Source organism: Stenotrophomonas sp. DDT-1 (assembly GCF_001580555.1).
GTDB classification, from domain to species: domain Bacteria; phylum Pseudomonadota; class Gammaproteobacteria; order Xanthomonadales; family Xanthomonadaceae; genus Stenotrophomonas; species Stenotrophomonas sepilia.
In genome coordinates, this window is sequence record NZ_LEKR01000006.1 from 121,662 (window position 1) to 144,511 (window position 22,850).

Annotated in this window: 22 protein-coding genes; 16 read left to right on the forward strand and 6 right to left on the reverse strand. The window is 67.4% G+C overall.

From position 1 onward, the window contains the following. Nucleotides 1-29: 29 nt before the first annotated feature. Together rlmKL and AB839_RS05070 are read right to left on the reverse strand one after the other, a co-directional pair. On the reverse strand, nt 30-2,168 hold the full coding sequence (gene rlmKL, locus AB839_RS05065) for a bifunctional 23S rRNA (guanine(2069)-N(7))-methyltransferase RlmK/23S rRNA (guanine(2445)-N(2))-methyltransferase RlmL (RefSeq protein WP_061478530.1): 2,139 nt from the start codon (nt 2,166-2,168) through the stop codon (nt 30-32). Nucleotides 2,169-2,313: 145 nt separating this feature from the next. Next, nucleotides 2,314-2,841: an alpha/beta hydrolase gene (locus AB839_RS05070; protein WP_024958728.1), complete on the reverse strand. Its 528-nt coding sequence runs from the start codon at nt 2,839-2,841 to the stop codon at nt 2,314-2,316. 72 nt (nt 2,842-2,913) lie between these two features. Here AB839_RS05070 and AB839_RS05075 point away from each other — a divergent pair, with 72 nt between their 5' ends. Continuing rightward, a complete protein-coding gene (locus AB839_RS05075; RefSeq protein ID WP_061478531.1) occupies nt 2,914-3,480 on the forward strand; it encodes an N-acetylmuramoyl-L-alanine amidase in 567 nt (188 codons plus the stop codon). Nucleotides 3,481-3,712: 232 nt separating this feature from the next. On the opposite strand, the gene AB839_RS05080 is transcribed toward AB839_RS05075, so the two are convergent. From AB839_RS05080 to AB839_RS05090, 3 genes are all read right to left on the reverse strand, one after another. Then, the gene (locus AB839_RS05080; protein WP_061478532.1) at nt 3,713-4,615 is read right to left on the reverse strand and encodes a sulfurtransferase; all 903 of its coding nucleotides are present in this window, start codon (nt 4,613-4,615) and stop codon (nt 3,713-3,715) included. Next, nucleotides 4,612-5,415: a CoA pyrophosphatase gene (locus tag AB839_RS05085; protein WP_061478533.1), complete on the reverse strand. Its 804-nt coding sequence runs from the start codon at nt 5,413-5,415 to the stop codon at nt 4,612-4,614. Before AB839_RS05085 ends, AB839_RS05080 begins: the two co-directional genes overlap by 4 nt. Nucleotides 5,416-5,559: 144 nt before the next feature. Continuing rightward, nucleotides 5,560-6,261: an FKBP-type peptidyl-prolyl cis-trans isomerase N-terminal domain-containing protein gene (locus AB839_RS05090; protein ID WP_005408797.1), complete on the reverse strand. Its 702-nt coding sequence runs from the start codon at nt 6,259-6,261 to the stop codon at nt 5,560-5,562. 167 nt (nt 6,262-6,428) lie between these two features. Between AB839_RS05090 and AB839_RS05095 the strand changes: the two genes are divergently transcribed. The 15 genes from AB839_RS05095 (at nt 6,429) to rnt (ending at nt 19,520) form a co-directional block, all read left to right on the forward strand. Further along, the gene (locus AB839_RS05095; RefSeq protein ID WP_061478534.1) at nt 6,429-7,211 is read left to right on the forward strand and encodes an enoyl-CoA hydratase-related protein; all 783 of its coding nucleotides are present in this window, start codon (nt 6,429-6,431) and stop codon (nt 7,209-7,211) included. A 4-nt stretch (nt 7,212-7,215) separates the two neighbouring features. Then, entirely contained in the window at nt 7,216-7,569 is a 354-nt protein-coding gene (locus tag AB839_RS05100; RefSeq protein ID WP_061478535.1) for a hypothetical protein, read from the forward strand. Beyond that, a complete protein-coding gene (gene nth, locus AB839_RS05105; RefSeq protein WP_053501078.1) occupies nt 7,569-8,258 on the forward strand; it encodes an endonuclease III in 690 nt (229 codons plus the stop codon). The genes AB839_RS05100 and nth overlap by 1 nt, the downstream gene beginning before the upstream one ends. A gap of 196 nt (nt 8,259-8,454) precedes the next feature. Next, complete coding sequence (locus AB839_RS05110) at nt 8,455-9,666, forward strand: OprO/OprP family phosphate-selective porin (protein WP_061478536.1); 1,212 nt, start codon at nt 8,455-8,457, stop codon at nt 9,664-9,666. Between the two features lie 223 nt (nt 9,667-9,889). Continuing rightward, complete coding sequence (pstS, locus tag AB839_RS05115; protein ID WP_005415897.1) at nt 9,890-10,906, forward strand: phosphate ABC transporter substrate-binding protein PstS; 1,017 nt, start codon at nt 9,890-9,892, stop codon at nt 10,904-10,906. Between the two features lie 408 nt (nt 10,907-11,314). Next, a complete protein-coding gene (pstS, locus tag AB839_RS05120) occupies nt 11,315-12,403 on the forward strand; it encodes a phosphate ABC transporter substrate-binding protein PstS (RefSeq protein WP_061478537.1) in 1,089 nt (362 codons plus the stop codon). Nucleotides 12,404-12,485: 82 nt separating this feature from the next. Further along, on the forward strand, nt 12,486-13,454 hold the full coding sequence (gene pstC / locus AB839_RS05125) for a phosphate ABC transporter permease subunit PstC (protein WP_061478538.1): 969 nt from the start codon (nt 12,486-12,488) through the stop codon (nt 13,452-13,454). After that, nucleotides 13,454-14,317: a phosphate ABC transporter permease PstA gene (pstA, locus tag AB839_RS05130; RefSeq protein ID WP_005415894.1), complete on the forward strand. Its 864-nt coding sequence runs from the start codon at nt 13,454-13,456 to the stop codon at nt 14,315-14,317. The genes pstC and pstA overlap by 1 nt, the downstream gene beginning before the upstream one ends. A 19-nt stretch (nt 14,318-14,336) precedes the next feature. Continuing rightward, nucleotides 14,337-15,167 (forward strand): phosphate ABC transporter ATP-binding protein PstB, encoded by an 831-nt coding sequence (pstB, locus tag AB839_RS05135; protein ID WP_049411272.1) that lies wholly within the window; start codon nt 14,337-14,339, stop codon nt 15,165-15,167. 76 nt (nt 15,168-15,243) lie between these two features. Further along, the gene (gene phoU / locus AB839_RS05140) at nt 15,244-15,951 is read left to right on the forward strand and encodes a phosphate signaling complex protein PhoU (protein WP_005415893.1); all 708 of its coding nucleotides are present in this window, start codon (nt 15,244-15,246) and stop codon (nt 15,949-15,951) included. A 237-nt stretch (nt 15,952-16,188) separates the two neighbouring features. Then, entirely contained in the window at nt 16,189-16,548 is a 360-nt protein-coding gene (locus AB839_RS05145; protein ID WP_057498351.1) for a hypothetical protein, read from the forward strand. Next, entirely contained in the window at nt 16,535-17,410 is an 876-nt protein-coding gene (locus tag AB839_RS05150; protein ID WP_061478539.1) for a DUF692 domain-containing protein, read from the forward strand. Before AB839_RS05145 ends, AB839_RS05150 begins: the two co-directional genes overlap by 14 nt. Beyond that, entirely contained in the window at nt 17,403-18,158 is a 756-nt protein-coding gene (locus AB839_RS05155) for a putative DNA-binding domain-containing protein (protein ID WP_061478540.1), read from the forward strand. Before AB839_RS05150 ends, AB839_RS05155 begins: the two co-directional genes overlap by 8 nt. Before the next feature lie 25 nt (nt 18,159-18,183). Then, on the forward strand, nt 18,184-18,705 hold the full coding sequence (locus AB839_RS05160) for a DoxX family protein (protein ID WP_061478541.1): 522 nt from the start codon (nt 18,184-18,186) through the stop codon (nt 18,703-18,705). Between the two features lie 230 nt (nt 18,706-18,935). Continuing rightward, nucleotides 18,936-19,520: a ribonuclease T gene (gene rnt / locus AB839_RS05165; RefSeq protein WP_005408782.1), complete on the forward strand. Its 585-nt coding sequence runs from the start codon at nt 18,936-18,938 to the stop codon at nt 19,518-19,520. 230 nt (nt 19,521-19,750) lie between these two features. On the opposite strand, the gene AB839_RS05170 is transcribed toward rnt, so the two are convergent. Beyond that, nucleotides 19,751-22,777: a ligand-binding sensor domain-containing diguanylate cyclase gene (locus AB839_RS05170; protein WP_061478542.1), complete on the reverse strand. Its 3,027-nt coding sequence runs from the start codon at nt 22,775-22,777 to the stop codon at nt 19,751-19,753. Nucleotides 22,778-22,850 lie beyond the last annotated feature (73 nt).

Here is a 22,850-nt window from a genome sequence, read left to right on the forward strand (position 1 = left end):
ATGCCGGCCAGCGGCCGGCACTACCGGGCTTACCCCAACCGCTTCAGTTCCCACGCGCGGTGGATGCGCGCGTTGCGCTCGAAATCCGGACCAATCGTGCGTGCGGTGATCTCGCGGCACTGGGCGAACTCGGCGATGGCGTTCTCTTCCAGCTTGAAGCGGCGGAAGTTGTTGGAGAAGTACAGCACGCCACCCGGTGCCAGCCGCGCCACCGCCGCACGCAGCAGCTTCAGTTGTTCGCGCTGCACGTCGAAGTCGTCGGCGCGTGCGGAGTTGGAGAAAGTCGGCGGGTCACAGAAGATCACGTCGTACTGGCCACGGTCGCCTTCCAGCCAGGCCATCGCGTCGGCCTGGACCAGCAGGTGCTGGTTGCCCCCCTGTCCGTTCAACGCCAGGTTGTCGTAGCACCATTGCAGGTAGGTAGCCGACAGGTCGACGCTGGTCGTGCTGGCGGCACCCGCCACGGCGGCCTGCACGCTGGCCACGCCGGTGTAGCAGAACAGGTTCAGGAAACGCTTGCCACGCACCTGCTCGGCCATCATCCGGCGCAGCGGGCGGTGGTCAAGGAACAGGCCGGTATCGAGGTAGTCGAACAGGTTCACCTGCAGCAGCGCGTTGTTCTCTCGCACCACGATGAACTCGTCGCGCTGCTCGAAGCGGCCGTACTTGCTGCCGCCCTTGCCGCGCTCGCGCGATTTCATCGACACCTGCTCCGGCGGCACGCCGAATACTTCGCGCGCGGCGGCCAGCAGCTCATTGCGGCGGCGGCGCACGTCGTTCTCGGGAATCGCCGCCGGTGCCGCATATTCCTGCACATGCAGGAAGGTACGCCGCCTGCCACCCTCTTCCTCGTAGACGTCGATGGCCGCCGCGTACTCCGGCAGGTCGGCGTCGTAGGCGCGGAAGCAGGTGATGTCCTCGCGGGCACGCCAGCTCTTGAACTTCTTCAGGTTCTTGCGCAGGCGGTTGGCCACCATCTGCGCGCCTTCGCTCAGCTCGCGGGGCTGTGCCGGATCACGGCCTGGCACAGCGATCGGATCGCAGACGATCAGCGCGCATTCCAGCGCACCGTTGAACATCTGGTACTTCTTGCTGGCGCGCAGGCCGGTGGCAAAGGCCAGTTCGTCATTGCCACACAGCAGGCTGGCGCGCCACTGCGGCACCGCCTTCTGCAAGGCATTGCCCAGTGCACGATACAACGCCGGATCGGCGGCCAGGCGCTCGTCGTACGGCGGGTTGCAGACCACCGCACCGATCTCCTGTTCCGGCGCGGCCAGGTCGGCGACATCGGCGCGGGTGAAACGGATCGCGTGGGCGACGCCGGCGACCTCGGCATTCTCGCGGGCCGCCTGGATCGCAGCCGGGTCGATGTCGCTGCCGTGGATGACCGGCTTCAGCGCGGCCAGGCCGGCCGCTTCGCGCTCACGTGCTTCGCTCTGGATGGACTTCCAGGCCGCCTTGTCGAAGCCCAGCCAACGGCTCGGCGGCAGGCTGCCATGCCGCATCAGGCCTGGAGCAACGTCGGCGGCCATCAGCGCGCCTTCGATCAGCAGCGTGCCGCTGCCACACATCGGGTCCAGCAGCCCACCGCCGGCGGCATGCAGGCGCGGCCATTGCGCGCGCAGCAGCAGCGCGGCGGCCAGGTTTTCCTTCAGCGGCGCCTCGTGGGCGGCACCGCGCCAGCCGCGGCGATGCAGCGGGCCACCGCCGAGGTCGATCGACAGCGAGGCGCGGCCCTTGCGCAGCGAGAGGTTGACGCGCACGTCGGGCAGATCGGTATTGACCGAGGGCCGCTCCAGGCCTTCGTCGCGCATGCGGTCGACGATCGCATCCTTGATCCGCTGCGCGGCGAAGCGTGCATGGGTGATCTTGTCGCCGGACACGTGCGCATCCACCGCCAGGGTCATCTCCGGCGAGATGTGCTCGTGCCACGGCAGTGCACGCACGCCGTCATACAGGGCCTGCTCGTCCGGGCAGTCGAACTCGTCGATCGGCCACAGCACCCGGCTGGCCAGGCGCGACCACATCACGATCCGCAGCGCCTGCGCCAGTTCGCCGTCGGCGTTGACGCCGGCAATGGTGGCGGTGGCCTTGCCAAGGCCCAGGGCCGACAGTTCATCGGCAAGCAGGTATTCCAGGCCCTTGGCGCAGGAGACGAAGAATTTCACGGGATCGGTTCGCAGGTGGTCGGGCGCGGCACAGGGGCCGGGCCGGTCGGAAAGGAGGGCCGTAGGCACGGCCGGCAGGCCCGCGCCGGGGGCGGCGGGGCTGCCATTGTAGTCAATGCGGGCGGGCGCGCCGTGCGCCCTGGCTTCACAGTTGCCGCAGCAGGCGCTCGAAGGCCTGCGCGGAGGCCTCCACGTGGCGCTCCAGGCGGTGACCGTCGTCAACCAGCAGCAACTGCGCCGAACGCGCCTGCGCCCAGGCAATCACGCCGGCAGCCGGTACCACATCGTCATGCCAGGCCTGCACCACCGTGGTCGGCACCGCAGCGGCGTCCAGCGCCGGCATCGGGCCCATGGTGGTCGGTGGCACCATCAGGAACAGGCCGGCTACCGGCACCTGCAGCGAGGCGATGGCGGAGATGTACGCGCCCAGGCTGGAGCCGGCCAGCACCACCGGCCCCTGACGGGCCGCGATGGCGGCGCGTTCAACCAGACGGCGCAGGCGGGTCGGCACGTCGCCCACCCGGCTGACCTCGCTCATCGCGTCCAGGTCGGTGTAGTCGGGGCGCTCGTGGGTCCAGCCCAGGCGTTGCGCCACCTCGGCCAGCGCGGTGACCTTGGTCGCCTCCGGGCCGCTTTCGAAGCCATGGGAGAGGATGCAGTGGCCGCGGCTCATGCGCGTGCTCCGTGGGCGCGGGCCGGCGAGGAAAGGGAAGGCAGGTTCATGCCGCAATGCTAGCATCGCCGGATGCCCAACCCGCTCCTGCCCGGCCTGCAGCTGCAGCCCCTGCCCTATCACGACCGACTGCCGCTGCGGGATCCCGCCTCGCTGGAAATGGTGGTGATCCACTGCACCGAGCTGCCCGATCTGGCGATGGCCCGCGAGTACGGCGAGCGCGTGCTGTACGACAGCGGCGCCGGCAACAGCGGGCACTTCTACATCGACCGCGATGGCAGCGTGGTGCAGTACGTGGCGCCGGAACGCGTGGCCCATCACGTGCGCGGCATGAACGCGCATACGCTGGGCATCGAGCTGGTCAACCGCGGGCGCTATCCGGACTGGTTCGACAGCCGCCACCAGGCGATGGACGAGGCCTACACCGAGCCACAGCTGGAAGCGCTGGAGCGGCTGCTGCTGGCGCTGGTGGCGCGCTATCCGTCGCTGCGGCGGATTGCCGGGCACGACCAGCTGGATCTGGAGCAAATGCCGGCCAGCGATGATCCGACGCTGAGGGTGGCACGCAAGCGCGATCCGGGGCCCTTGTTCCCGTGGGCGCGGGTGCTGGCGAAGGTGCCGCTGCAGGGGTTGGAGTAAGCAGCAGGGCTGCGCCCTGCACCTGCAGAGGCAACGTCAACGTCAAGAGCTGGCATTCCGAGGGATGGCGGGGTGGATCCGATTGCGGGGGACGCCGTAAAGCCATCCATGGCGGCTTGGCCGCGGCATCCATGCCGCGGACACCCCCGCAACCGGACCCACCCCGCCTTCGACAGATCTCCGCGATCCTTCGAATCGACACGGGGTCGGATCCCGTTGCTGCGCAACCGGCTCAGGCGCCGGTCGCCACCGGGCGGCTGCTGTCGCTCACCCAACCACTCCAGGAATCGGCATAGATGCGTGCGCCGCTCAGGCCGGCCGTTTCCATCGCCAGCAGCAGGTGGCAGGCGGTCACGCCGGAACCGCACATCAGCACCACCTGCTGCGGATCGCGGTTGCCGATCACGCCCTGCAGTTCGGCGCGCAGCTCCTGTGCGTCGCGCAGGCGGCCGTCGAGTACGTTCAATGCGAACGGGCGGTTGACCGCGCCCGGCACATGCCCGGCCACCGGGTCCAGCGGCTCCACTTCACCACGGAAGCGTTCACCCGCGCGCGCGTCGACCAGCCAGCCCGGTGCATGCTTCAGCCGCGCGGTGATTTCATCGGCGTTGGCGATCTGGGTGGTGTCGAAACGGCCGGGGTAATCAGGCAGCGCGTTCACCCCAGCCTGGCCGCTTTCCAACGCGTGGCCGGCGGCCTGCCACGCGGCGATGCCGCCGTCGAGCACGGCCACCCGGGTGTGACCGATCAGGCGCAGCAGCCACCACAGGCGCGAGGCGGCCATGCTTCCGTCGCTGCCATCGTAGACCACGACCTGGGTGTCGGGGCCGATGCCCCACTGCCCCAGCTTCGCAGCAAAGGCATCGCTGTCCGGCAATGGATGGCGACCATGGCCGACGCGGCTGAGATCGGAAAGATCACGGTTGAGATCGGCATGCACCGCAGTCGGGATATGCCCTGCCAGGTACTGGCCGCCCGCAGCCTGCGGGTCGGCCAGCGAAGCACGCGCATCGACCACGCGCACCGCGGTGCTGGCGGTGGCGCGCGCGTCGACCACGCGGACGCCCTCGCCCAACGCGGCGGCCAGGGTGGCGACATCGACCAGGGTGGTCCACGGCGGATCGATCGGCTTCATTGCACTTGCTCCAGGCGGCGACGCAGGTTGTAGAGAATGGCGGCGGTCGCCCCCCAGATGCGCTGGCCCGGCCAGCCATACTCAAGGACGTGGCGAACCCGGCCGCGATGATTGATTTCGACCTGGCGCAGGCTGTCGGGCGCCATCAGGTAATCCAGTGGCACCTCGAATACCTCGGCCACTTCACTGGGCTGCGGCACCGGCACGAACTCCGGATCGACCACCGCCACCACCGGCGTGACCCGGTAGCCGGTGATCGTCACGAAGGGATCGAGATAGCCCAGCGCCTGCACCTGGCCGGGCGCCAATGCGATTTCTTCCTGGCTCTCGCGCAGCGCGGCCGCCAGCGCGTCGCGGTCATCGGGTTCGGTGCGGCCACCGGGGAATCCGACCTGGCCACCATGGGTGCGCAGTGTTTCGGTGCGACGGGTGAGGATCACCTGTGCGCCGTTGGCGCGCGGCACGATGCCGGCCAGCACCGCAGCCTCCACCGGAGGCCCGGGCGGCAGCAGGTCGACCAGCTCACTGCGGTTCCAGCCGTCGCCCTCAGGTGGTTGGGCCAAGGGGTGCAGCGCGCGCATCAGTCGCTCGTGGTCGGCCAGCGAGCCACGCAGCGATTGCTGCAGTTGTTCGCGCAGGGGCTGCACGCGATGCAGGATGCGGCTGCGTTCCTCGTTGCTCATCGACGACCACCGCGCGATCTCATCGATATGCCGCCCGCAGCCGGTGCATTGCCGGTGCGGATCCAGCGTGCACACTCCGATGCAGGGACTTGCGACAACACGCGCCGTTTCTTCCATTGTTTGCACCCGCCAACAGTAGCGCGATCGGGCTGAATTTGCGCGGGACGATACGACGCCCATGGCGCAGCGCTACAGGTCGCGCACTGCGCAAACAAAAACGCGCCGGTGGGGTCACCGGCGCGTTTGGTTTGCTGCTTCGATTTACTTGACGCTGACCAGCTTGATCTCGAACTGCACAGCCACGTTCGGCGGGAACGGGGTGCGCGGATCGGCACCGTAGGCCTGGTCCGGCGGCAGGGTGACTTCCCACTTCGAGCCTGCCGGCATCTGCAGCAGGGTCTCGCGCATGGCCTTCATTTCGACTTCGCTGACCTTGATCGACGGGATCTGCTGGGCCGGGCGGGCTTCGGTCGGGCGCTGGCCGTACGGGAACGGACCGGCCACTTCCAGCTGCACGGTGCTGGCCTGGGTCGGCTTGGCGCCCTTGCCGGCCTCGATCACGCGGTACTGGACGCCGCTCGGCAGGGACTGCACGCCGGCCTTGGCCTTGTTCGCCGCGATGAACTGGTCGCTCTTGGTCTTGTTTTCGGCAGCCGCCTTTTCGTACTCGGCCTTGGCGGCCTGGGCACGGCCCTGCTCGCGCTTCTGGAACGCTTCAACGGCCGGCTTCAGCTGCTCGGCGGTGATCGCCGGCTGCTTCTTGGCGTAGGCATCCTGCAGGCCCTTGACCACCGAGTTGATGTCCAGCTGCTCACCACGACCGGTCAGCTCCGCCAGGTTGTTGCCGTAGTCGTAACCGAAGTAGTAGCTCAGCTTGCCCTTTTCGGACGAGACGTCCTGGGCGAAGGCATTGCCCGTCAGGGCCAGGGCCGCGACGGCGACCGCGATAGAACGCAACTTCATCAAACAGTTCTCCAGGGGTGGTAACTCAGGGACGTTCTGCGCCGCCCTGAGGCGACGGGTTAGGATAACGGGCGCAACGTGTAACCGCTACTCACGATGCAGGCTATGACCCGTCTGCGTTTGCAGAGTTCAATATCACTTTTTTTTAACGTTCCAGGAGTTTCCCCGTGGCCGACGCCCTGATCGCTGTCGCTGACGACGGCGCCATCCGCACCGTGACCGTCCAGCGCCCGGACAAGCTCAATGCCCTCAACGCCGCGACCCTGCAGGCCCTGGCCGATGCCTTCAGGGACGCCGCCGCCGATCCCGAAGTGCGCGTCGTGGTATTGACCGGGGCGGGCCCCAAGGCGTTCGTGGCCGGTGCCGACATCGCGGAAATGAACACTCTCAGCGCCGTTCAGGGACGTGATTTCTCGCTGCTGGGCCAGGCGCTGATGCGCCAGATCGAGCGCATGCCCAAGCCGGTCATCGCACGCGTGAATGGTTTCGCACTGGGCGGTGGCCTGGAACTGGCGATGGCCTGCCACCTGCGCATCGCCGCAGATACCGCCAAGGTCGGCCAACCGGAAATCAACCTCGGCCTGATCCCCGGCTTCGGCGGCAGCCAGCGCCTGCTGCGCCTGTGCGGCCGCGCCGCTACCCTGGAGCTGTGCCTGCTGGGAGCGCCGATCAACGCCGCGCGTGCGCTGGAACTGGGCATCGTCAACGAAGTCGTGCCGGCCGACGCGCTGGACGACCGCGTGCAGGACGTCGCCCGCCAGCTGGCGCGCTCGGCGCCGCTGGCCCTGCGTGGCCTGCTCGACGCGGTGCACGTGGGCGGCGAATGCAGCCTGGAAGCCGGGCTGGAGTACGAAAGTGCGCAGTTCGGCCTGCTGTTCGCCACCGAGGACATGCGCGAAGGCACCAGCGCCTTCCTGCAACGCCGCGCGCCGGCCTTCCAGAACCGCTGACGCCATGGCATCCCGACCCAACCCCGCGCAGTTGTTCGCCCGGGTCCAGGCAGACGATCTCGATGGCGCCCTGCAGGCCGGGCTGATGGACTACGTCGTCCGTGCCGGCGACGACCGGTTGCTGCCCGACCACCCCGACCTTCCGCAACGCCTGTGCCAGGCCCAGCAGCAACTGCGCGCGGCCTGGGCTGCACGCGAACGCCACCGCGCCCGTGCGGTGCGCCTGGCCCGCCGCGAGGCCGAGCGCGATGCACGCCGCACCCCGGCACCCGCCCCGGACGTGAAGCCCGCCCTGCCCGCTGCGGCAGCCGCGATTCTGGCCCGGGCCAAGGCCCGCGCCCGCGGCAAGGAACAGTAATGGCCACCACGAAGAAGACCGCACGCGCCCCGGCGCGGCGTGGCGGCACGATGCCACGCGCCGACGTGGTGGAGATGTTCACCCGCCTGCGCGAACTCAACCCGCACCCGAAGACCGAACTGGAGTACAGCTCGCCGTTCGAGCTGCTGGTAGCGGTGGCCTTGTCGGCGCAGGCCACCGACGTCGGCGTCAACAAGGCCACGCGCCGCCTGTTCCCGGTCGCCAACACGCCGGCGAAGATCCTTGCGCTCGGCGAGGATGGCTTGAAGCAGTACATCGCCACCATCGGGCTGTTCAACGCCAAGGCAAAGAACGTGATCGCCACCTGCGCGATCCTGCTGGAGAAGCATGGCGGTGAAGTGCCGCGCGATCGCGAAGCGCTGGAAGCGCTGCCGGGTGTCGGGCGCAAGACCGCCAACGTGGTGCTCAACACCGCGTTCGGCGAGCCGGTGATGGCGGTGGACACGCATATCTTCCGCGTCGCCAACCGCACAGGACTGGCGCCGGGCCGGAACGTGCGCGAAGTGGAAGACAAGCTGGTGAAGGTGATTCCGGCCGAGTTCCTGCTCGACGCGCATCACTGGCTGATCCTGCACGGACGTTATGTGTGCAAGGCGCGCAAGCCGGATTGCCCGGGCTGCGTGATCGCCGACCTGTGCCGGTTCAAGGAAAAGACCACGGCCGAGTGACGGCAGCATCCACGCAGGGCGTGGATCTACTGCAACCGGGTCGCAATCCGGGCGTCATACGCAAGCGGTTTCAATGGCAGGCCCTGCCGTGACGGGGCCTGCGGCGGATGTCTGCCGCGCGTGAACTGTCACATTTACGCAATCTTTACCTTCTAGCCTGCGCGCATCTTCCCACCTGCCTGCAAGGCTCCTCTCCATGAAACTGCATCACCAACTCCTGACGGTGGCCGTGGCTGCTGCGCTGTATGTGCCGGCTGCACACGCCGAAGTCGCCATCGACGTGATCGGCGGTTCGGAAATCACCTTCGAAGGCCTGGTCCAGGCCGACGGCAACTGGTTCCACAACGATGTGGTCGACCTCAACGGTGGCGACGCCGGCAACGGCAAGAACAGCGAATTCGAACTGCGTCGCGCCGAGCTGGTGCTGAAGGGCAAGGGCCCGGGCAACGTGGAGTGGGTGGTCGGCTATGACGCCAAGGCCGACAAGTTCCTCGACACCAACGTGAAGTACAAGCTGCTGGGCAACGCCAACCACTTCCTGCAGCTGGGCCAGTTCAAGCAGCCCAACAGCCTGGAAGAACTGTCCAGCACCAAGAACAACGATTTCATTTCCAAGGCAGCGGTCACCAATACCTACGCCATCGCCCGCCGCCTGGGCGGCGCGTACAGCTACGGCCAGGACAGCTGGTCGGTGACCGCCAGCGCCTTCGGCCGCGAGCTGACCCGCAACCTGGCCCACGGCAGCGGCTACGGCGCGCGTGGCACCTGGGCCCCGATCAATGAAAAGGGCCAGGTCCTGCACTTCGGTCTGAGCTACGTCAACTACGACGCCGACGCCGACACCCTGCGCGTGCGCGCGCGTCCGAATGCCGACCTCGCCACTGCCCGCTTGGTCGACAGCGGCAACCTGACCGACACCGACCGCGTCAGCACCATCGGTGCCGAAGCGATGTACTTCCAGGGCCCGTTCAAGGCCCAGGCCGAGTACTACACCAGCAAGGCCAAGCGCTACGACCACGACAACTACACCAGCGACGGCTACTACATCAGCGGCGTGTGGAACGTCACCGGCGAGACCTGGAGCTACAAGGGCGGCACTCCGGGCACCGGCCTGCCGAACAACCCGGCCGGCGGCCAGTGGCAGCTGGGCGTGCGCTACGACCACATGGACCTCAATGACGGCAACCTCGCCGCCAATCCGGTCGCCGGTCGCCCGCCGATCGTCGATGGCGTGCTGGGTGGCAAGATGGACATCTGGACCGTGGGCGCCAACTGGTACCTGCGTTCCAACTTCAAGCTGATGCTCAACTACGTGATGGTCGACAGCAAGAAGTACAGCTCCACGGCGCGCGGTTTCGTCAACGACGATCCCAACATCCTGGAAGCCCGCGCGCAGTTCTTCTGGTAAGTCCAGCCACCTGCATTGAACCGCAAAGGCACGGCCCCGGCCGTGCCTTCGTCGTTGCAGCGGTACGCGTGCCGCCCTGCCGGCACAGCGGACGTGACATCCCTCATGACGCGTGTCACGCCCGCGTCATATGACAGACGCGGACGTGTCACGCAACCGTTATGGAATGTGCACCGAAAACGTCGGGCAACCGCCCTTCGACCACCACCCCAGGAGTCTCCCCGTGATCCACGCCTTCAAATCGCGCGCCGCTGTCGCCATCCTGGCTGCATCGTCCGTGTTCGCCGCCAACGCCGCCGACATCACCGGCGCGGGTGCATCGTTCATCTACCCGGTCATGTCCAAGTGGTCGGCCGACTACAGCGCCGCAACCGGCAACAAGGTCAACTACCAGTCCATCGGTTCCGGCGGCGGTATTGCCCAGATCAAGGCCAAGACCGTTGATTTCGGCTCTTCCGACGCGCCGCTGAAGCCGGAAGACCTGGCTGCTGCAGGCCTGGCGCAGTTCCCGTCGGTGATCGGTGGCGTGGTGCCGGTAGTCAACGTGGCCGGCATCGCTCCGGGCGCCCTGAAGCTGGACGGCGCCGTGCTGGCCAACATCTTCCTGGGCAAGATCAAGACCTGGAACGACCCGGCCATCGCCGCACTGAACCCGGGCGTGACCCTGCCCAACGCCAAGGTCACCGTCGTGCATCGTTCGGACGGCTCGGGCACCACCTTCAACTTCGTCAACTACCTGTCCAAGGTCAGCCCGGAGTGGAAGAGCTCGGTCGGTGAAGGCACCTCGGTGCAGTGGCCGGCCGGCATCGGCGGCAAGGGCAACGAAGGTGTTGCCGCCTATGTGAAGCAGATCAAGGGCGGCATCGGCTACGTCGAACTGTCCTACGCGCTGCAGAACAAGCTCTCCTACACGGCGATGAAGAATGCCGCCGGCAAGTTCGTGCAGCCGAGCGACACCTCGTTCGCTGCCGCCGCTGCCAGCGCCGACTGGGCCAACGCCCGCGACTTCTACCTGGTGATGACCAATGCGCCGGGCGCCGAGTCCTGGCCGATCACCGCCACCAACTTCATCCTGGTGCAGAAGACGCCGAAGAATGCTGCCAATGGCAAGGCGACCCAGGAGTTCTTCCGCTGGGTCTACAAGAACGGCGACGCCCAGGCCCGCCAGCTGGACTACGTGCCGCTGCCGGATAGCCTGGTCCGCCAGATCGAGACCTACTGGTCGCAGAACCTGAAGTAAGCGCGTTCCCCCGCAGGAACGGGGGCGGCGGGTCCTCTCTCCCCCGCCGCTCCCACCCGGGCGCGAGATCCTCGAGATCTCGCGCTCTTCTTGTTTTCGGGGATACACCTGCCTCTGTAGAGCCGAGCCGACGCTCGGCTGCGCTCTGGAGCGTGCGGACCAACGGTCCGCACCTACCGTGGGCAGGGAGCTGTCGCGCATTGACACTGCAAGGACCAACCCGCCGTCATATCGGTGCGCAGATCCGGGGTTTCCGGGCCCCGGCCGGATCGGCGCCAGCCCTGTGAAACCCTTGTCAGAACGTGATCCAGTACACCTCTGTCATGGTCGTAATACGGCTGTAACAAAAACATCATTTCATAGCCGCATCCGCCGACCGCGTCGGCTCTTCCCCGCTATGGAGTGACCATGAAACTGCACTCGGCCGGCCTTGCCGCCCTTTCCCTGGCCATCGCCCTGGGCCTGTCGGCCTGCGGTGGCGACAAGCAGGCCGCGCAGCAGCCGGCTACCGACGGTACCGCCGCTCCGGCCGCCGCCGGTGCCAAGGTGACCGCCGAAGTGTCCGGCGCGGGCGCGTCCTTCATCTTCCCGCTGGTCTCCAAGTGGTCGGCTGACTACAACGCCAGCACCGGCGCCAAGATCAACTACCAGTCGATCGGCTCCGGCGGCGGCATCGCCCAGATCAAGGCCGGGACCGTCGACTTCGGTTCGTCCGACAAGCCGCTGAGCAGCGAAGAGCTGGCCCAGGCCGGCCTGGCGCAGTTCCCGTCGGCCATCGGCGGCGTGGTGCCGGTGGTCAACATCGAAGGCCTGGAAGCCGGCAAGCTGCGCCTGAGCGGCGCCCTGCTGGCCGACATCTTCCTGGGCAAGGTCAAGACCTGGAACGACCCGGCGATCGTCGCCGCCAACCCGGGCGTGAAGCTGCCGGACGGCAAGATCACCCTGGTCCACCGTTCGGACGGTTCGGGCACCACCTTCAACTTCTCCAACTACCTGTCCAAGGTCAGCCCGGAGTGGAAGAGCAAAGTCGGCGAAGGCACCTCGGTGCAGTGGCCGGACGGCGTCGGTGGCAAGGGCAATGAAGGCGTTGCCTCCTACGTGAAGCAGATCAAGGGCTCGATCGGCTACGTCGAACTGGCCTATGCCCTGCAGAACGGCATGCCGTACACCGCCATGCAGAACGCCGCCGGCAACTGGGTCGAGCCGAGCGCGGAAACCTTCGCCGCTGCGGCCGCCAGCGCCGACTGGGCCAGCGCCAAGGACTTCAACCTGGTCATCACCAACGCCCCGGGCGAGCAGGCGTGGCCGATCACCGCCACCAACTTCATGCTGATGCAGAAGCAGCCGAAGGACGCCAAGCGCAACCAGGACACCCTGGCCTTCTTTAAGTGGGCCTTCGAGAACGGCCAGGCCCAGGCCAACGAGCTTCACTACGTGCCGCTGCCGGCCGAACTGGTCAAGCAGATCGAGGCCTACTGGGCGACCGACCTGAAGTGATGGACTCGACGGTGCCCGCCCCGCGCGGGCACCGCTTGTTCCACGCCGTGCCGCCCCGCCCCTTCCTGGCCCAGCCGTCCCCATGAATGCCATCGCCCAGCCTGTAGCCGCCCCGTCCACGCGTGATACGCGTGATGCCCGCAACGACAAACTGTTCCGATGGGTGCTGGTCGGCACCGTCATCTTCGTACTGATCGCCCTGGCCTGCGCCGCGCTGTCGATGCTGTGGGGCGGTCGCCATGCCCTGCAGATGCAGGGGCTGAGCTTCTTCTTCTCCGCCGACTGGAATCCGGTCGAAAACAAGTTCGGCGCCCTGGCTCCGATATATGGCACCCTGGTCACCGCCGTCATCGCGATGGTCATCGCCGTGCCGGTCAGCTTCGGCATCGCCTTCTTCCTCACCGAAGTCGCGCCGCGCTGGCTGCGTGGTCCGGTCGGTACCGCCATCGAACTGCTGGCCGGCATCCCCTCGATCATCTACGGCATGTGGGGCCTGTTCGTGCTGGTGCCGGTGATGACCGAGTACGTCACCCCGTTCCTCAACGAGACCCTGGGCGAATGGCCGGTCATCGGCCCGATGTTCCAGGGCCCGCCGCTGGGCATCGGCATGCTCACCGCCGGTTTCGTGCTGGCCATCATGGTCATTCCGTTCATTTCCTCGGTGATGCGCGAGGTGTTCCTGACCGTGCCCACCCGCCTGAAGGAATCGGCCTATGCGTTGGGCTCCACCAAGTGGGAAGTGAGCTGGGACATCGTCCTGCCCTACACCCGCTCGGCGGTCATCGGCGGCATCTTCCTCGGCCTGGGCCGCGCGCTGGGCGAAACGATGGCGGTGGCCTTCGTGATCGGCAACAGCGTGCGCCTGTCGCCGTCGCTGCTGGAACCGGGCACCACCATCGCCGCGCTGATCGCCAATGATTTCGGCGAAGCCACTGAAACCTACCGTTCGGCCCTGCTGCTGCTCGGCTTCGTCCTCTTCATCGTCACCTTCGTGGTGCTGGCCATCGCCCGCCTGATGCTGATGCGCCTGTCCCGCAAGGAGGGCAACTGATGTCCACCACCGCTGATTCGCTGTACCTGCGCCGCCGCATCGGCAACGTCGTTGCGATCACTGCGTCCTGCGCCACCGCCCTGTTCGGCCTGTTCTTCCTGGGCTGGATCCTGTTCACCCTGGCTGCCAAGGGCCTGGCCGGCATCAACTGGGATCTGTTCACCAAGATGACCCCGCCGCCGATGCAGGACGGCGGCCTCGCCAACGCCTTCTTCGGCAGCGCGGTGATGTGTGCGCTGGCGATCGGCATCGGCACCCCGCTGGGCGTGCTGGCCGGTACCTGGCTGGCCGAGTATGGCAACGCCCGCAAGGCCGGCACCGTGGTCCGCTTCGTCAACGACATCCTGCTGTCGGCCCCGTCCATCGTGCTGGGCCTGTTCGTCTACACGCTGTACGTGATGCAGACCGGGGGCAACTTCTCGGCGTTCGCCGGCGCCCTGTCGCTGGCCTTCATCGTGCTGCCGGTGGTGGTACGCACCACCGACGAGATGCTGCGCCTGGTGCCCTCGCAGATGCGCGAAGCGGCCCTGTCGCTAGGCATCCCGCAGTGGAAGGTGATCGTGCAGGTGCTGTACCGCAGTGCCTCGGCCGGCATCATCACCGGCATCCTGCTGGCGCTGGCCCGCATCTCCGGCGAGACCGCTCCGCTGCTGTTCACCGCCTTCGGCAACCAGTACTGGAACAACAACATTTTCCAGCCGATGGCTTCGGTGCCGGTGGTGATGAACCAGTTCGCCGGCAGCCCGTATGAATCCTGGCAGGTACTGGCCTGGGCCGGTGCCCTGGTGCTGACTGTCTTCGTGCTGCTGGTCAGCCTTGCCGCCCGCGGCATCCTGCTGCGCAACCGTATCTCCCATGACTGACCTTTCCGTGGATAACGCCATGAACGACCTTTCCAACGCCGTGCCGATGCAGCGCATCGCCGTGCCGTCCTCGCACGAGAGCCTGCACACCCCGGCTCCGGTCAAGCTTGCCGCGCGCGGACTGGACTTCTACTACGACAAGTTCCACGCCCTGAAGGGCATCAACCTGGAAATCCCGGAGAAGCGCGTGACCGCGCTGATCGGTCCTTCCGGCTGCGGCAAGTCGACCCTGCTGCGCATCTTCAACCGCATCTACGCGCTGTACCCGAAGCTGGAAGCGCGCGGTGAGGTGCTGCTGGACGGCGAGAACATCCTGTCGCCGAAGTACCCGATGAATCGCCTGCGCAGCAAGGTCGGCATGGTGTTCCAGAAGCCGGTGCCGTTCCCGATGACCATCTTCGAGAACGTGGCCTACGGCATCCGCCACCACGAGAAGCTGAGCAAGGCCGACATGGCCGACCGCGTCGAGCAGGCGCTGCGCCAGGGCGCGCTGTGGGACGAAGTGAAGGACAAGCTGGGGCAGAGCGCACTGGGCCTGTCCGGTGGCCAGCAGCAGCGCCTGTGCATCGCCCGTGCCGTGGCCCTGCGCCCGTCGGTGCTGCTGCTGGACGAGCCGACCTCGGCGCTGGACCCGATCTCGACCAGCCGCATCGAGCAGCTGGTGGAAGAACTCAAGCACGAGTACACGATCGTGATCGTCACCCACAACATGCAGCAGGCTGCGCGCGTGTCCGACTACACCGCCTTCATGTACCTGGGCGACCTGATCGAGCACGACCGCACCGAAGTGATCTTCTCGCAGCCGTCGCAGCGGCAGACCGAGGACTACATCACCGGTCGCTTCGGCTGAAACCTCAGTCGAGCGTGGCTCGACTCTCCAGACAACGTCTGTCGAGCATGGCTCGACTCTACAGAGCGGAACAACCATGAACCTTCCCAACGACCACATCGTCAAGAGCTACGACGAGGAGCAGCAGCGCCTGGTGGCCGAAATCGTGCGCATGGGCGAGATGGCCGTCGCCCAGCTCGAAGCGGCGATGGACGTGATCGAGAAACGCGACGAGAACGCCGCCCATCGCATCATCGCCAACGACGAAGCGATCGACGCACTTGAGCAGCAGATCAGCCACGACGTGATGCGCCTGGCGCTGCGTGGGCCGATGGCGCGCGACCTGCGCGAGATCCTCGCTGGCCTGCGCATCCCGGCCGACATCGAGCGCATCGGCGACTATGCAGCGAACGTGGCCAAGCGCTCGATCGCGCTGGGCAAGGTGCCGCCGCTGCCGCAGATCCAGGGCCTGCGCGCGCTGGGCCGCCTGGCCGCGCAGCAGGTGCGCCGTGCCATCGCCGCCTACCGCGACAACGATGCCGAGGCCGCACTGGCACTGCGCGAGGACGACGCCCGCCTGGACGCCCAGTACACGGCGCTGTTCCGCGAGCTGCTCACCTACATGATGGAAGACCCGCGCAACATCACCCCGTGCACCCACCTGCTGTTCATGGCCAAGAACCTGGAGCGCGTGGGCGACCACGCCACCAACATCGCCGAGAACGTGTGGTTCCTGGTGCACGGCGAGCAGCCGCTGCCACCGCGTGAGAAGCGTGACGAGACCTCCAGCACCGGCCAGCCCTGACGCTGCACTGCAACACCGGAGTCGACTCCAAGGTGGCCGCTGTCCTGTGACAGCGGCCTTCCTTTTTTGCGGTGTTCCGCCCGCGTTGTGGGCGCCGTGCTTGCCCGGCGCAGACCTTCCGGATGCCTCTGTAACAAATCTCACGAAAATTTGAGTTCTTGGCGAGGATTCGTTGAGTAGGATCGCTGCACCATCGTTTCACCCCGGGCACCTGCCCACCACCCAGGAGTAAGACCGATGAGCAGTTCCAACAAGACCCTGTCCCTGCTGACCGCTACCGCCCTGGCCGCCGGCCTGGGCATGACCGCCAGCGCCTCGGCCCTGAGCATGAGCGACCTCGCCCAGGGTTACCTGGTGGCGGGCCAGGCGGCAAAGGCTGCCGATGCCAAGCACGCCGAAGGCAAGTGCGGCGCCGACGGCAAGACCGCTGAAGGCAAGTGCGGCGGTGACAAGGGCAAGGCTGCCGAAGGCAAGTGCGGCGAAGGCAAGTGTGGCGCCGACAAGGGCAAGGCCGCTGGTGCAGCGGCTGCCAAGACCGGCGACAAGAAGTCGGCTGAAGGCAAGTGCGGCGAAGGCAAGTGCGGTGGCAAGCACTGACGCCCGCGCCAGCCTCGTCCACCCGCGGTCGCCGCTTCGTGCGGCGGCCGCCGGGTTGGGCCTGCGCCGGGCGCTGCTGCAGGACCTGCGTGACGCCCCGGAAGGCGACTTCGACTTCCTCGAATGCGCACCGGAGAACTGGATCCATGTCGGCGGCCCGGCCGGTGATGCCCTGGCCGAACTGGCGCAGCGCCATCCGCTGAGCTGCCACGGCCTGTCGCTGTCGCTGGGCGGCAGTGCACCGCTGGATACCCAGCTGCTGGAACAGGTCGGCCGGTTCCTGGAGAAGCACCGCGTGCCGCTGTACAGCGAGCACCTGAGCTACTGCAGCGACGACGGCCACCTGTACGACCTGCTGCCGATTCCCTTCACCGACGAAGCCGTGCGCCATACCGCGCAGCGCATCAGCCGCGTGCAGGACCTGCTGGGCCGCCGTATCGCGGTGGAGAACGTGTCCTACTACCTGGCACCGGAACCGGCGATGGACGAGCTGGCATTCACCAATGCGGTGCTTGCCGAAGCCGACTGCGACCTGCTGCTGGACGTCAACAACGTCTACGTCAACGCCTGCAACCACGGCTACGATGCCGATGCCTTCATCGCCGGCCTGCCTGCACGGCGCATCGTCTGCCTGCATGTGGCCGGTCATCTGGATGAAGCCCCGGACCTGAAAATCGATACCCACGGCAGCGCGGTGATCGATCCGGTCTGGGCGCTGCTGGCGCGTACCTATGCACGGATCGGCCCGCGCCCCACCCTGCTCGAACGCGATTTCAATTTCCCGCCGTATGCGGAACTGCAGGGCGAACTGCAGACCATCCGCCGCCTGCAGGCCACGCACGCCGGGATGGCACATGATTGATTCCGCCAACACCCTGCGCGCGCAGCAGCACGCGTTCACCGCACACCTGCGCGACCCGCAGGCGGTACCTGCGCCGGCCGGCCTGGATCCACGCCGGGTCGCGGTATACCGGCACCTGCTGTTCAACAACCTGCTCGGCCTGTTGAGCAACGGTTTCCCGGTCTGCGTGCGCCTGCTTGGCGAACCGGCCTGGAGCGCCCTGGTGCACCACTACTTCGCCACGCATCGCTGCCAGACACCGCTGTTCACCGAATTGGCCGCTGAATTTGTGCAGTGGCTGCAGGCGCAGCCACAGCTGCCCCACCCGGCATTGGCCGAACTGGCGCACTACGAGTGGGTGGAAACCGCACTGTACCAGCTGCAAGCCGAACCGCTTCCTGCGCCTGGCGATACTGATCCGCTTCGGGTGCCGCTGCGGCGTTCGCCGCTGGCATGGCCGCTGCTGTACCAATGGCCGGTGCACCGTCTCGGTGCAGAGGATGCGCCGACCCAGCCCCTTCCAGAACCCACCGGCCTGCTGGTCCGCCGCGAAGCCGACGGTGAAGTGCGATTCGCCGCGCTCAGCCCGCTGGCGGTACACCTGCTGGCCAGCATCGGCGAACGGCCCGGCCTGGAAGGACAGACGTACCTGCAGCAGCTGGCCACCTCGCACGGCCTGGCCGAAGACGCACTGGCCGAGCCCGGTGCTGCACTGCTGCTGCAGTTCCTGCAGGCCGGCGTGATCGGCCCGCTCGCCCCCCCGCCCTGACGCCTCTTCCACTGGAGATCCAACGATGAACCTGCCGCTCCTGGCCGCCGCGCGCGGCCGGCTGGACCGTCTCGCCCCCTGGGTGGCGCCGCTGGGCCTGCGCCTGCTGCTGGCCTGGGAATACTTCGAATCCGGCCGTGAGAAGCTGCACGGCCAGAACTGGTTCGCCGACCTGCAGGACGCCTTCCCGTTCCCGTTCAACCAACTGCCTGCTGCCCTGAACTGGCAGCTGGCCACCTGGTTCGAACTGGTTGGCGCGGCCTGCCTGCTGTTTGGTTTCGGTACCCGCTTCGCCGCCGCCAGCCTGCTGGTGCTGACCGTGGTGGCGACCTATGCGGTGCATTGGCCGATGCAATGGAATTCGCTGGGTGACCTCGCGATGGGGTATGCCATCAGCGACCAGGGCTACGGCAACTTCAAGCTGCCGGTGCTGTTCATGGCCATGCTGCTGCCGCTGATCTTCACTGGCGCCGGCAAGCTGAGCGTGGACGCCTGGTTGGCCCGGTGGCAGCCATCGGTCACGACGGCACGGCCTGCGGTGCGCTAGATGCCGGCCATGGTCGGTGCGCCGTGTGCCAACCAAGGTTGGCACCGGAATCCTGAGCGTGCGGTGTCCGGTAGGTGTCGACCTTGGTCGACACACGCCCACGCAGGGAACCCATGCGCAGAAGGCTGGCCGGGCGCTCAGGGTCGCTCTGCTAGAATTCACGCATGACTGACTCCCCCTCCGCACCTGCCGCCGCTCCCGATTCCGCAGTACCCCAGGCGCAGCGCGCGATGTCACAACGCTTCCGCGGCTTCCTGCCGGTGGTGGTGGATGTGGAAACCGGTGGCTTCGACAGCCAGCGCAATGCGCTGCTGGAGATCGCCGCGGTGCCGATCGAGATGGACGAGAACGGCCTGCTCTACCCCGGCCAGACCGCCAGTGCCCACGTGGTCCCAGCCGAGGGCCTGGAAATCGATCCGAAGTCGCTGGAAGTGACCGGCATCATCCTCGACCACCCGTTCCGGCTGGCCAAGGAAGAAAAAGCGGCGTTGGACCACATCTTCACTCCGGTGCGTGCGGCGATGAAGAAGTACGGCTGCCAGCGCGCGATCCTGGTGGGCCACAACGCGCATTTCGACCTCGGCTTCGTCAACGCGGCCGTGGCCCGCACCGGCCACAAGCGCAACCCGTTCCATCCGTTCAGCGTGTTCGACACGGTCACCCTGGCCGGTATCGCCTACGGCCAGACCGTGCTGGCGCGTGCGGCCACCGCCGCCGGGCTGGGTTGGGATGCCAACGAGGCACACAGCGCGGTGTATGACACCGAGCAGACCGCGCGGCTGTTCTGCACCATCGCCAACGCCTGGCCGCGCTGAAGCGGCCAACGGCGGAGCCCCTCGTGGCGTGAAGCGAATCATCAGTTGGGCCGGACACGTTGCTGGGTGCCACGGAAAGATCAGAAAAGCAGGAGCAACAGCGGATCGCTGCGCTCGTTGGGGCTGCCGACGACCTCTGTGGTGGGTACTCCTTTGGTGGGTGCCGACCATTGGTCGGCACCGCCGGTTGGTGCGGTACTCCAGTAGATCCACGCCATGCGTGGATGCGATCAACCGATGCTCGTGCGATCGCGGCCGTCGCTCTTGGCGCGGTACAGCGCGCGGTCGGCGCGCTGGTACAGCAGCGCCGGGGTGCGGTCGTCGGCATCCAGCTCTACCAGGCCCGCGCTGAAGGTGACACGCAGGCCCGCCACGCCGCCCCAATCGGGATGATCATGGAACAGGCCGCGCAGGCGCGCGCACAGCTGTGCGGCTTCCTCCAGGCGGGTGTCGTTGAGCAGCAGCGCGAACTCTTCGCCGCCGGTGCGCGCCGGCAGGTCGGAGTCGCGGCAGGCCGCTGCGATCAATGACGCCACCTGCACCAGCACGGCATCGCCGATGCTGTGGCTGTGGCGGTCGTTGACCTCCTTGAAGTGATCGATGTCGAGCACCACCAGGCACAGCGGATGACCACTGCGCTGTGACCGGGCGAAGTCACGCGCCAGCGTTTCGTCGAAGGCGCGGCGATTGGCCAGGCCGGTCAGTGCATCCTCGCGGGCCTGTCGCTCGAAGGCTTCGGCCTGGCGCGCCAGGCGCTCGGCCAGTTCGGTCTTTTCCTGGTTCAGCGCCTGCAGGTGCACCGTCTTGGCCTGCAGATCGAAGGTCGCTTCGTCCACCCGCCGTGCCAGGCGCAGGTTGCTGGCCTTCAGCTGCTGCAGCAGCAGCCGGTACAGCGCCACCAGTCCAGCCAGCAGCAGCATGCCCGCCAGCACCTGCACGCTGCGGCGCTGCCACCAGAACGGCTCCACGGTGAAGCTCCACACCGCCTCCTGCTGGCCCCAGCTGCCGCCGGGATGGGCGGCCGCCACATGCAGGGTGTAGTCGCCCGGCGGCAGGCCGACGAACTCAACGCTGCGCTGCGGGCCGCGCTCGACCCAGCCGGCATCCAGCCCGTCCAGCCGCGTGCGGTAGCGGATCCGGTCGGACATCAGGTAGCTCAGGCCGACATAACTCACCGCCAACCGGCGCCCCCCTGGAATATGGTTGCGATCCGGCCCTTCCCAATGCACCGGCGCGCCATCCACCTGCACGCTCTCGATCGCGGCCGGCGGCGATGGCCGCTCGCGGAAACGCTGCAGGCGCTGCGGGTCGACCGTGCTCAGGCCGCCTGCGGTGACCACCCAGAACGTGCCGTCCTGGCGCAGGATCGCCGATGGGCTGGAGCTGCCGTTGGCCTGTGCATTGGCCATGCCGTCGATCTCGTTGTAACGCTCCACCCCCACCCGCGGCGTGCGGCCATCGGCCACGGCGTTGAGGGTGGCCATATCGGTGCGCAGCACGCCGCGATTGCTGCTGATCCACACATTGCCAAGGCGATCCGGCACCAGCTGGAACACCGCATCCACCGGCATGCCCTGCTCGAGCCCCACCCGCGCCAGCCTGCCGTTGCGCCAGCGATACAGCCCGCGATCACTGCTGATCCACATCGCGTCGCCCAGCTGGTGGAAGCCGAACACGCTGCGGCCACCGCCCAGCGGCGCCAGGTCGATCGACTGCACGTGGTCGCCGCGCAGCACGCGGATGCCTTCGATGGTGCCGATCCACAGGTTGCCCTGATGGTCATGCTCAAGCGCGGTGATCAGGCCGCCGGGCATGCCCGGCACGTTCGAGACCTGCACTTGGTCGCCGTCGATGCGCACCACGCCCTTCTGCGTGCCGGCCCAGACCACGCCCTGCGAATCAACGCTGATCGCACGGATGTTGCCACCCGGCATGCCGTCGGCTGCCGCGTAGTTGTGGCGCAGGTGGCCGTCGCGGCCGAGCCGGTAGACCCCGTCGCCGAAGGTGCCCACCCACAGGTCACCGTCCGGCCCCTGCGCCAGGCTCAGGACGGACGGTGCCTTGCCACCGCGGTTGTGCAGCGGCACGGCACGGAACCGGCCATCCGGCGTCTGCAGGTCCAAGCCACTGGCGCTGCCGACCCACAGCTGGCGATCTCGATCCTCGAATACCGTGCGCACGTAGTCGCCACTGAGCCCATCGCGCTCGGTGTAGCTGCTGAACAGTGTTTCGCGCAGGCGATAGAGCCCGCCGTTGGCGCCCACCCATATGCTGCCTTCGGCATCCTCGCGCAGGCTGACCACGCGTCCGCCCGGCAGGTTCAGGCCGGCCGGCAGTCGCTCCAGGCCATGTGCGGAGATGCGCAGCAGGCCCTGGTTCTCGGTGCCCAGCCACAGGTCACCGTGCCGGTCCTGCAGCATCGAGGTCATGTGCAGCTGGCCCGGCAGGCGGTGCACCAGCACCAGCTGGTCATCCTCCACCCGGTACAGGCGCTCACCGGCGACGATCCACAACGCGCCATCCGGCGCACGGTAGGGCCACGACAGGCCACTGCCGGCACCCAGCCCCCATGCGGCGGGGGCGCGCTTGAGCACGCCATCGTTGTCGCGCAGCACCAGCCCGTCCAGCGTACCGACCCAGACCCGGTCCTGCGCGTCGACCACCAGCCTGGTGAAGCTCATCGCCATCGGCAGGTCCGCCGCCGGCGCCTGGTAGACAATGCCGCTGTCCGGCGTCAGGTAGCCGATGCCCTTGCCTTCGTACAGCAGCCACAGCCGGCCCTGGCTGTCCATCTGCATGGACTGGATCAGCACCTGCGGCGTATCGGCCTGGTGCTCCCACACCCGCCATTGGCCATCACCGCCACGGTGGCTGACGTTGCCGCGCGAATCACTGATCCACAGTCCGCCCTGGCGGTCGACGAACAGGGCGCCGATGCCGTTGTCGCGCAGGCCCGGGCGCGTGCTGCGGTCGAACACGGTGAAATCCAGGCCGTTGTAGCGCACCAGCCCTTCCCAGGTGGCGAACCAGAGATGGCCTTCCGGCGTCTGCGCGATGTCGCGCAGCGAGTTGTGCGGCAGGCCGTTGCGCGAGGTCCATACATCGATGGCGTAGTCGTGCAGCGGGGGCGCGCCTTCCTGCGCAGCCAACGGCAGCGCAAGGGCCAGCAGCAGCCACAACAGGCCCTGCCGCAGTGCCCGCCTGAATCCTGATGCGCGGCGCTCCACCCAGCGCCTCTTGTCCCCCTGCCCGTCCATCACCGCAGCGGCGGCGGCCAGGTGCGGCTGCAGGACGCGGCAGCGTGCGGGAACAGCCGGGCAGCGTGCAATG